General features: G+C 53.3%; 9 protein-coding genes and 2 tRNA genes. 3 read left to right on the top strand and 8 right to left on the bottom strand.

Features of this window, described 5'->3' with window-relative positions:
* Nucleotides 1-148: 148 nt before the first annotated feature.
* The 8 genes from G434_RS06230 to holD all read right to left on the bottom strand — a co-directional run bounded on the left by G434_RS06230 (nt 149) and on the right by holD (nt 6,606).
* Nucleotides 149-928: a metal-dependent hydrolase gene (locus G434_RS06230; RefSeq protein WP_000563029.1), complete on the bottom strand. Its 780-nt coding sequence runs from the start codon at nt 926-928 to the stop codon at nt 149-151.
* The gene (locus G434_RS06235; RefSeq protein WP_000531527.1) at nt 925-1,998 is read right to left on the bottom strand and encodes a patatin-like phospholipase family protein; all 1,074 of its coding nucleotides are present in this window, start codon (nt 1,996-1,998) and stop codon (nt 925-927) included. Before G434_RS06235 ends, G434_RS06230 begins: the two co-directional genes overlap by 4 nt.
* A gap of 121 nt (nt 1,999-2,119) precedes the next feature.
* Entirely contained in the window at nt 2,120-2,281 is a 162-nt protein-coding gene (locus tag G434_RS06240) for a DUF1328 domain-containing protein (RefSeq protein ID WP_000490275.1), read from the bottom strand.
* Nucleotides 2,282-2,407: 126 nt separating this feature from the next.
* Nucleotides 2,408-3,013 (bottom strand): molecular chaperone OsmY, encoded by a 606-nt coding sequence (gene osmY / locus G434_RS06245; RefSeq protein ID WP_001295748.1) that lies wholly within the window; start codon nt 3,011-3,013, stop codon nt 2,408-2,410.
* A 392-nt stretch (nt 3,014-3,405) separates the two neighbouring features.
* A complete protein-coding gene (prfC, locus tag G434_RS06250; RefSeq protein ID WP_000175940.1) occupies nt 3,406-4,995 on the bottom strand; it encodes a peptide chain release factor 3 in 1,590 nt (529 codons plus the stop codon).
* 90 nt (nt 4,996-5,085) lie between these two features.
* On the bottom strand, nt 5,086-5,763 hold the full coding sequence (gene yjjG / locus G434_RS06255) for a pyrimidine 5'-nucleotidase (RefSeq protein WP_000870712.1): 678 nt from the start codon (nt 5,761-5,763) through the stop codon (nt 5,086-5,088).
* A gap of 14 nt (nt 5,764-5,777) precedes the next feature.
* Nucleotides 5,778-6,224 carry a ribosomal protein S18-alanine N-acetyltransferase gene (gene rimI / locus G434_RS06260; RefSeq protein ID WP_001092461.1) on the bottom strand — a complete coding sequence of 149 codons (447 nt, stop codon included), beginning with the start codon at nt 6,222-6,224 and terminating at the stop codon, nt 5,778-5,780.
* Nucleotides 6,193-6,606, bottom strand: a complete 414-nt coding sequence (gene holD / locus G434_RS06265; protein ID WP_000204018.1) for a DNA polymerase III subunit psi — start codon at nt 6,604-6,606, stop codon at nt 6,193-6,195. Before holD ends, rimI begins: the two co-directional genes overlap by 32 nt.
* Nucleotides 6,607-6,708: 102 nt before the next feature.
* On the opposite strand from holD, the gene rsmC reads away from it, so the two are divergent.
* From rsmC to G434_RS06280, 3 genes are all read left to right on the top strand, one after another.
* Nucleotides 6,709-7,740, top strand: a complete 1,032-nt coding sequence (rsmC, locus tag G434_RS06270; RefSeq protein WP_001272335.1) for a 16S rRNA (guanine(1207)-N(2))-methyltransferase RsmC — start codon at nt 6,709-6,711, stop codon at nt 7,738-7,740.
* 378 nt (nt 7,741-8,118) lie between these two features.
* Nucleotides 8,119-8,205 (top strand) — tRNA-Leu (locus G434_RS06275).
* A 28-nt stretch (nt 8,206-8,233) separates the two neighbouring features.
* A tRNA-Leu gene (locus tag G434_RS06280) sits at nt 8,234-8,320 on the top strand.
* Nucleotides 8,321-8,344: the final 24 nt, after the last annotated feature.

The following is an 8,344-nucleotide window of genomic DNA, read 5'->3' as shown; positions in this document are numbered from 1 at the left end:
GGCATTGTGCGCCAACTGCCGGATGCGGCGTGAACGCCTTATCCGGCCTACGGTTCGGCACAGACTTGTAGGCATGATAAGACGCGTCAAGCGTCGCATCAGGCATTGTGCGCCAACTGCCGGATGCGGCGTAAACGCCTTATCCGGCCTACGGCACGTTAAACAACGCATATGTGTTATTAAGCAACACTTCGGCAATCTCATCCGCAGGTTCCGGGCGTAACTCGCAAAGCACAGCAAACACCCCGGCGGCCTGTTCCGGGCGGTTAGGCTGCCCCTGAAAACCGTTGAGCGGCATATCCGGCGCGTCGGTTTCCAGCAACAACGATGCCAGCGGTAATTTTGCGATGACATCGCGGGTTTTACTGGCGCGTGGATAGGTGATAGTGCCGCCTACGCCAATTTTGTAGCCCAGCTGTACAAACCGTTCAGCCTGTTGCAGGCTGCCGGAAAAACCGTGAACCACGCCAGTGCGCGATAAATCGTGGCGTTTAAGATGCATCGCCAGTTTGTCGTGCGTGCGCCGTGAATGCAGGATCACCGGCAGATCGTAGCGTTTCGCCAGTTTCAGTTGTTCGTCGAGTAACCACTGCTGCCTCTCAAATTGCGGATCGTCGCCGAAGAGATCCAGACCGATCTCCCCCACTGCCACCACCTTCGCCGGACGCCTTTCCAGCGCCTGCTGTAGCTGATCAAGAGACACATCGCTATGTTTTTCTAACATCCCCGGATGCAACCCTAACGAGGCATACAGCGGTTGATAATTTTCCGCTAATGCCAACACACGGGCAAAATTTGCCGCCTCTGTCGCCGGAACAATGATCTTGCCTACGCCCGCTTGTGCCGCGCGTTGCAGGCTGGCCTCTTCATCGCCACTAAAAGGCGGGAAATCAAAATGGCAGTGGGTATCGATAAAACGGCAAATCAAGCCAGATCCTCATTGTTAAATGTCGGGTCGTTCGCCTGCGGAGCGTCGCTCACTTCGGCAACCAGCGTATCGTTGGCGACTGGCGCAGGCGGAATGACAATCGATTCCGGCGTCACCACTGGCACCAGATGGCGGGTTAGCGGCGCTTTTTCAGTTAATAGCTTGCCAACCGTTGCCAGGAAATAACGACCGCATAAACGCCCAAGTTTATAGTCTTCACGCAGCGCCGGAATCCGACTGCCAAGCGCGATACTATGCAATGGCTTCGGCGGATAAATTTCGAATATCCGCAGTTTGCCCGGTGGTTTCTCAATAAATTGCTGAATGTCACGATAGCTGGTTTCATGATGCTGCACCAGATTGACCAGCGGCTGCAGGCTACTGTCACCCAGCCAGCGTTCCATGCGTTTGAACCACTGCGGCGTGTAGTACATTTGCGACGGCACGGTGCGGATGACGACCAACGTTTTTGCTCCCTGCCTTGCCGCCTCTTTAACCGGAATCGCATCACTGATCCCGCCATCCAGGTAGTTAATGCCTTCCAGCGACACTCCGCTACGATAAAAGCCAGGTATCGCACTGGAGGCGCGAATCACATCCAGCCAGTTTTGTTTGGTTGGTAAAAAGTAATTCGGCGCATAGTCATCCTGACGACAGGCGCACATATAAAACGATTTGCCGCTGTCAAACAACCGCGCGGCGGTATCCATTTGCAACGGCATCTGGCTTGCAGTGGCCTCCACCAGCCAGTCGAGATCGATAAGATTTCCTCCACGGACAAAGCGCAATGGATCGAAAAATTCGCGTTTTGTGGTATAGCGCATGATGACTTTGCGCGCGTAACCGGGCTGATTGCAGATATACGCCGAGAGGTTCTGCGCCCCGGCAGATGTGCCGAGATAAAGATCGAAAGGATTAAACTGCGCGCGCATAAACTCATCCAGCACGCCAGCCGTGAAAATTCCACGCTGTCCGCCGCCTTCGCACACCAGAGCTATTCGTCCAGGCTGGAACGGCCTTAGCGACAACGGCGCAATATTACCAAGCGTTACAGGTATTCGCTGCCCCACCTCTGCCTTCCTGTTTTTGTTGTGAAAGAATGACAAAGTAACGCAATTTATTATTCGCTAAAACCGCAAAAGCCAGTCCGCTGGACTGGCTTTGGATAAAATTTTCTTAATGGTCTGAAATCTAGGGTCGTTTTCGGCCCATGAACAAACTCACCAGGAACAGAATAATCCCGACGACAAAGACAATTTTAGCTGCGCCTGCAGCGGTACCGGCCAGACCACCAAACCCAAGTGCGGCGGCGATTAACGCGATAACCAGAAATATGATGCCCCAACGAAACATAAGCGTCTCCTTTACCATAGTTAATGTCACCGCTTGATATGAGCGTGAAAATCACTCAATGCGATATTTTTAGTGTGGTGCACATCGCGCCTCCCGACAAAGTTCGGGAGGACGAATTACGACGAATTACTTAGTTTTCAGATCATTTTTAACGCTTTTCACACCATCTACCGCTTTGGCGATACTTTCAGCACGGTCGCTCTGTGCCTGGGAATCGACGGTACCGGAGAGCTGAACCACGCCGTCGGTGGTTTCAACTTTCACATGACGGGAAGGGACGATATCGTCCGCCAGCAGTTTGGCTTTGATTTCACTGGTGGTGGCGGTGTCACCCGCGTAGCCCTTCACAGAGCCTTCTTTAGCGTCGCGAACGTGCAGTTTGTCGCTGACAGAGGTCACCCCTTCAACGCCTTTCGCCACTTTCACTGCCTCTTCGGCCTGGGCCTGGCTTTCAACGAAACCGCTCAGGGTCACGACTTTTTGATCGGTTTTGACAGAGATATCGGTGCTCTTGATGTTGTCATGATCCACCAGGGCCGCCTTCACTTTCGCGGTGATGGCGCTGTCATCCATGAAATTACCGACTTTATTCATAGAGCTATCGACTTTTTGCCCTGCGCTTTCATTGGTAGTCTGCGCGTTGTTTTCCGCGTAGGCAGAGCCGGTCGCGACGGCAGAGGTCAACATTACAGCCAGCAGAGTTTTCGAAATCTTCAGTCTTGTCATAGTCATCGATTTATTCCTGTATGTTTGCTCGTAATTTGAGCCTGGCAACACGAGGTTGCATTGCTGAATAGGGAGAGACTTCACCCTCTACAGAAGTCAATGGTCGCCATCACAAAAGCGATGGGTGATGAATAACGACCATTACAGCCTCTGAATCAGTTATTAATATCGGTAGAATGACAATCGACGGCTTTAGATACTGATATCTACGCATTGAACGGTATTTAACGCCGTCAGAAATGTCATTACTTTGTTAAATATAGATCACAATTTTGAAACCGCTCGGGATATCAGCTAAAACATAAGCAAAAGTGAATGTTTTAAGAACATTCCGTAAGCGGCTAATAAGGAAGGGAAATTGACAGGGCGCAGCGGCTACCGCGCCCTGGAGGCAAGAATTAATGCTCGCGGGTCTGGTGGAACTGAACGTCCGGATAACGTTCCTGCGCCAGGCGCAGGTTGACCATGCTGGTAGCGATGTAAGCGAGGTTATCGCCGCCATCAAGCGCCAGTTGGCTTTCGTTCTTACGCTTGAACTCTTCGAATTTCTTCGCGTCCGCACATTCTACCCAGCGGGCAGTGGCAACGTTGACTGACTCATACACTGCTTCAACGTTGTATTCGCTCTTCAGACGCGCTACCACCACATCAAACTGCAGCACACCAACCGCACCAACGATCAGATCGTTGTTGGAGATCGGACGGAACACCTGCACTGCGCCCTCTTCGGAAAGCTGTACCAGCCCTTTAAGCAGCTGTTTTTGCTTCAGCGGATCTTTCAGGCGGATACGACGGAACAGTTCCGGCGCGAAGTTCGGAATACCGGTGAACTTCATCATCTCACCCTGGGTAAAGGTGTCGCCGATCTGAATAGTGCCGTGGTTATGCAGGCCGAGGATATCGCCCGGATACGCTTCTTCAACGTGCGAACGGTCACCCGCCATAAAGGTCAGCGCGTCGGAGATCACCACATCTTTCGCAGTACGCACCTGGCGCAGCTTCATGCCTTTTTCATATTTACCGGACACCACACGCATAAACGCCACGCGGTCGCGGTGTTTCGGGTCCATGTTGGCCTGAATTTTAAATACGAAGCCTGTAAATTTGTCTTCGCTCGCCTCTACGGTACGGGTATCAGTCTGACGCGGCATCGGCGCAGGGGCCCACTCCACCAGGCCATCCAGCATATGATCAACGCCAAAGTTACCCAGCGCAGTACCGAAGAATACCGGAGTGATTTCGCCCGCAAGGAACAGCTCTTTGTCGAACTCGTTAGACGCGCCTTTCACCAGTTCCAGTTCGTCACGTAGCTGCTGTGCCAGATCTTCACCAACCGCAGCGTCGAGATCCGGGTTATTCAGCCCTTTAACAATGCGGACTTCCTGAATCGTGTGGCCTTTACCGCTCTGATAGAGATAGGTTTCATCTTTATAAAGGTGGTAAACGCCTTTAAACAGCTTGCCGCAGCCAATCGGCCAGGTGATCGGTGCGCAGCCGATTTTCAGCTCGTTCTCAACTTCATCGAGCAGCTCCATCGGGTCGCGGATATCACGGTCAAGTTTGTTCATAAAGGTGAGGATCGGCGTGTCGCGCAGACGGGTAACTTCCATCAGCTTACGGGTACGATCTTCAACACCTTTTGCAGCGTCGATAACCATCAGGCAGCAGTCCACCGCCGTCAGGGTACGATAGGTATCTTCCGAGAAGTCTTCGTGCCCCGGGGTGTCGAGCAGGTTAACCAGGCAATCGTGATACGGAAACTGCATCACAGAAGTAGTAATGGAGATCCCACGCTGCTTTTCCATCTCCATCCAGTCCGACTTAGCGTGCTGGTTGGAACCACGGCCTTTTACTGTACCGGCGGTCTGAATGGCCTGTCCGAACAGCAGCACCTTCTCGGTGATGGTAGTCTTACCGGCGTCCGGGTGAGAAATAATGGCAAAAGTGCGGCGCTTCGCCACCTCTTGCAAATAAGGAGACAACGTCATAATTCTTTCTTCTTGAGTAAGCGGCATCGCGCCGCGCTTGTTGAAAACGAAAAATTGCGGCTATTTTACCCATCAACGGGGGGGAGGCAATCAGTGTTTACACAGGAGCTGCTCCAGTTCGTGCAACGAAGAAACGGTCCAGGTAGGCGCGATGCCTTCTGGTTGCTCGCGATTGTGCGCATTCAGCCAGCAGGTCGCAAGCCCGGCGTTGATGCCACCGAGAATATCGGACTCGGCAGTGTCGCCAACCATCAGCACGCGTGAACGGTCAGGATTGCCCGCCTGTTCCAGCGCATAATCGAAAATTTTCTTATTCGGTTTGGCTACGCCAACTTCTTCGGAAATCACCAACAAATCGAAATAATCACGCAGGCCCGTGCGTTCCAGACGCACTTGCTGCAAGGCGCTAAAGCCGTTGGTGATGATGCCGATTTTGGCGTTGCCACGAATGGCGTTAAGCAGAGAAACCGCGCCCGGCAGCGGCGTACAGATTTCCGCCATCGCATTAATAAAGGCTTCGTTGAGTTTACCCGGCTCGACGTTCAGTCGTTCGGCCCAGCTCTCAAACCGCCCGTGCTGAAGCTGTAATGAAGTGATCGCGCCGTTTTGATAATCCACCCACAGTGGCTTGTTAACGGCCTGATAGTCCTGAAAATCTTCAGCGGTAAAGGTGACGCTGTAATCAAGAAACATCCGCTGCAGGCCGGTGAATGAGTCAAAGGTAAACAGCGTTTCATCGGCATCAAAGAAAATCCAGTCCCACTTCATTATTCCACCTTGTCTTACATACTGATTGGCAACGCCATGATGATGGCGTCTTCGCGACCGTCCGTGGTGGGGTAGTAATTGCGGCGAATCGTCGCCTCGTTAAAGCCTAAACTTTCGTACAGTGCAATGGCGGCAGCGTTTGAGGCACGGACTTCCAGCCATAGCGTCGCCACGCCGCGTTTTTCCAGTTCGTCGATCAGATGTTCCAGCAGCGCCCTTCCCAATCCCTGACGCTGATAGTCAGGATCGACCGCAATATTGAACAATGTAGCTTCATCCAGCACCACTTGCGTAATCGCAAACGCCGCCATTTTGCCGTTTTGCGTTAACTGAAAGTTGAGATAACGCTCGCCCTGGTTGCTGGCAAAGGTTTTTTCACTCCACGGAAAGGCGTGGGCGCGTTGTTCAATGTGGTAAGCCGCTGGTAAATCAGTCGTTTCGAGGGAAGAAATCGTGTTCATATGTGCAAATTTGTTGCCATAACGCGGCGCGTGCCGTTGGGTTTGCCCGTAATTCGGTGAGCGCCGGTGATGCCACCTGAGCGCCTTCCAGTGATAGCGGTTCGTCAGTACCCAACCGCCAGCTGTTGCAGCGACTGCCTTGCGGCAGCATCGCGATTTTTTCTGGCGTCAGTTGCAGCACTTGATCGGGGCTGACGGTTAATGCGCGCAGAACATCGCTCACCAGAGGATCGGTCAGGGCGGGAAGATCGTTTGCCACCATCACCAGACGGACGTGTGCCGGGATCGCAATCGCAATCTCCCCCTGCAACGCGCCAGGGCGACGCAGCGACCACTGGGTAATGCCCAGTTGCTGTAACTGCCAGTCTCGTCGGGATGTCATAGCGAATCGCTCCTGTTGTCAGGGGCGCAAATATAGCAAATTCGTCGATACCGCGCCAACATATGGCTATAATCGCCGCCAGTATCAATTGAGGAGCATTCCATGTCTGCATTTACCCCGGCAAGTGAAGTCTTGCTGCGTCACAGTGATGATTTCGAACAAAGCCGTATTCTTTTTGCCGGAGACTTACAGGATGACCTGCCCGCGCGTTTAGATACCGCGGCCAGCCGTGCTCATACCCAGCAATTCCACCATTGGCAGGTGTTAAGCCGCCAGATGGGGGATAACGCCCGTTTCAGTCTGGTCGCCACGGCGGATGATGTCGCAGATTGCAATACGCTGATTTACTACTGGCCGAAGAACAAACCGGAAGCCCAGTTCCAGTTGATGAATTTACTTTCTCTACTGCCGGTGGGCACGGATATTTTTGTCGTTGGCGAGAACCGCAGCGGCGTGCGCAGCGCCGAACAGATGCTGGCAGATTATGCGCCGTTGAATAAAGTCGACAGCGCCCGTCGCTGTGGCCTCTATTTTGGTCGTCTGGAAAAACAGCCGGAATTTGATGCCGATAAATTCTGGGGCGAATACAGCGTCGATGGCCTGACAGTCAAAACGCTGCCTGGCGTGTTTAGCCGCGACGGTCTGGATGTCGGTAGCCAGTTACTGCTCTCGACGTTAACTCCGCACACGAAAGGTAAAGTACTGGATGTCGGCTGTGGCGCGGGCGTGCTTTCTGTTGCCTTTGCGCGCCATTCACCGAAAATTCGTCTCACTCTGTGCGATGTCTCTGCGCCAGCGGTAGAAGCCAGCCGCGCAACACTTGCGGCCAACGGTGTTGAAGGTGAAGTCTTTGCCAGTAACGTCTTTTCCGAGGTGAAAGGTCGTTTTGATATGATCATCTCCAACCCGCCGTTCCACGATGGGATGCAAACCAGCCTCGATGCGGCGCAAACGCTGATTCGCGGCGCGGTGCGTCATCTTAATAGCGGCGGCGAGCTGCGAATTGTAGCGAACGCCTTCCTGCCTTACCCGGACGTGCTGGATGAGACATTTGGCTTCCACGAAGTGATCGCGCAAACCGGGCGCTTCAAGGTGTATCGCGCCATTATGACCCGCCAGGCGAAGAAAGGTTAAGTATCCCGCCTTATCCGACCTACCAAACCTGCACGTTACCCCGTAGGCCAGATAAGACGCGCTAGCGTCGCATCTGGCATCTGCCCCCGTATGCCGTGTCGGATGCGGCGTGAACGCCTTATCCGACCTACCAAACCTGCACGTTAGCCCTTCGTAGGCCAGATAAGGCGCGCCCGCGTCGCATCTGGCATCTGCACCCAAATACCGTGTCGGATGCGGCGTGAACGCCTTATCCGACCTACAAAACCTGCACGTTAGTTTCCTGATGGCCATTTTTCCAGCAATTACACCTCCGGCGATAATTAACTATTGACGAAAAGCTGAAAACCACTAGAATGCGCCTCCGTGGTAGCAATTCTTTTTAAGAATTGATGGTATGCGAAGGTGGCGGAATTGGTAGACGCGCTAGCTTCAGGTGTTAGTGTCCTTACGGACGTGGGGGTTCAAGTCCCCCCCCTCGCACCAAAAACCACGTTGATATTGCTCGCACTGGGCGAAGGTGGCGGAATTGGTAGACGCGCTAGCTTCAGGTGTTAGTGTTCTTACGGACGTGGGGGTTCAAGTCCCCCCCCTCGCACCAAACGAGGCGATATCAAAAAAAGTA

The sequence above is a fragment of the Escherichia sp. KTE172 genome (assembly GCF_000408845.1).
In the GTDB taxonomy this organism is placed as follows: domain Bacteria; phylum Pseudomonadota; class Gammaproteobacteria; order Enterobacterales; family Enterobacteriaceae; genus Escherichia; species Escherichia coli.
This window is presented reverse-complemented; position numbering and strand designations above follow the sequence as displayed.

Excerpts from the sequence above, each read along its gene's own strand:
- G434_RS06240 (WP_000490275.1), bottom strand. The coding sequence starts at position 2,281 with ATGTTTCGTTGGGGCATCATATTTCTGGTTATCGCGTTAATCGCCGCC.
- osmY (WP_001295748.1), bottom strand. The coding sequence starts at position 3,013 with ATGACTATGACAAGACTGAAGATTTCGAAAACTCTGCTGGCTGTAATG.
- prfC (WP_000175940.1), bottom strand. The coding sequence starts at position 4,995 with ATGACGTTGTCTCCTTATTTGCAAGAGGTGGCGAAGCGCCGCACTTTT.
- rimI (WP_001092461.1), bottom strand. The coding sequence starts at position 6,224 with ATGAACACGATTTCTTCCCTCGAAACGACTGATTTACCAGCGGCTTAC.
- holD (WP_000204018.1), bottom strand. The coding sequence starts at position 6,606 with ATGACATCCCGACGAGACTGGCAGTTACAGCAACTGGGCATTACCCAG.
- rsmC (WP_001272335.1), top strand. The coding sequence starts at position 6,709 with ATGTCTGCATTTACCCCGGCAAGTGAAGTCTTGCTGCGTCACAGTGAT.
- yjjG (WP_000870712.1), bottom strand. The coding sequence starts at position 5,763 with ATGAAGTGGGACTGGATTTTCTTTGATGCCGATGAAACGCTGTTTACC.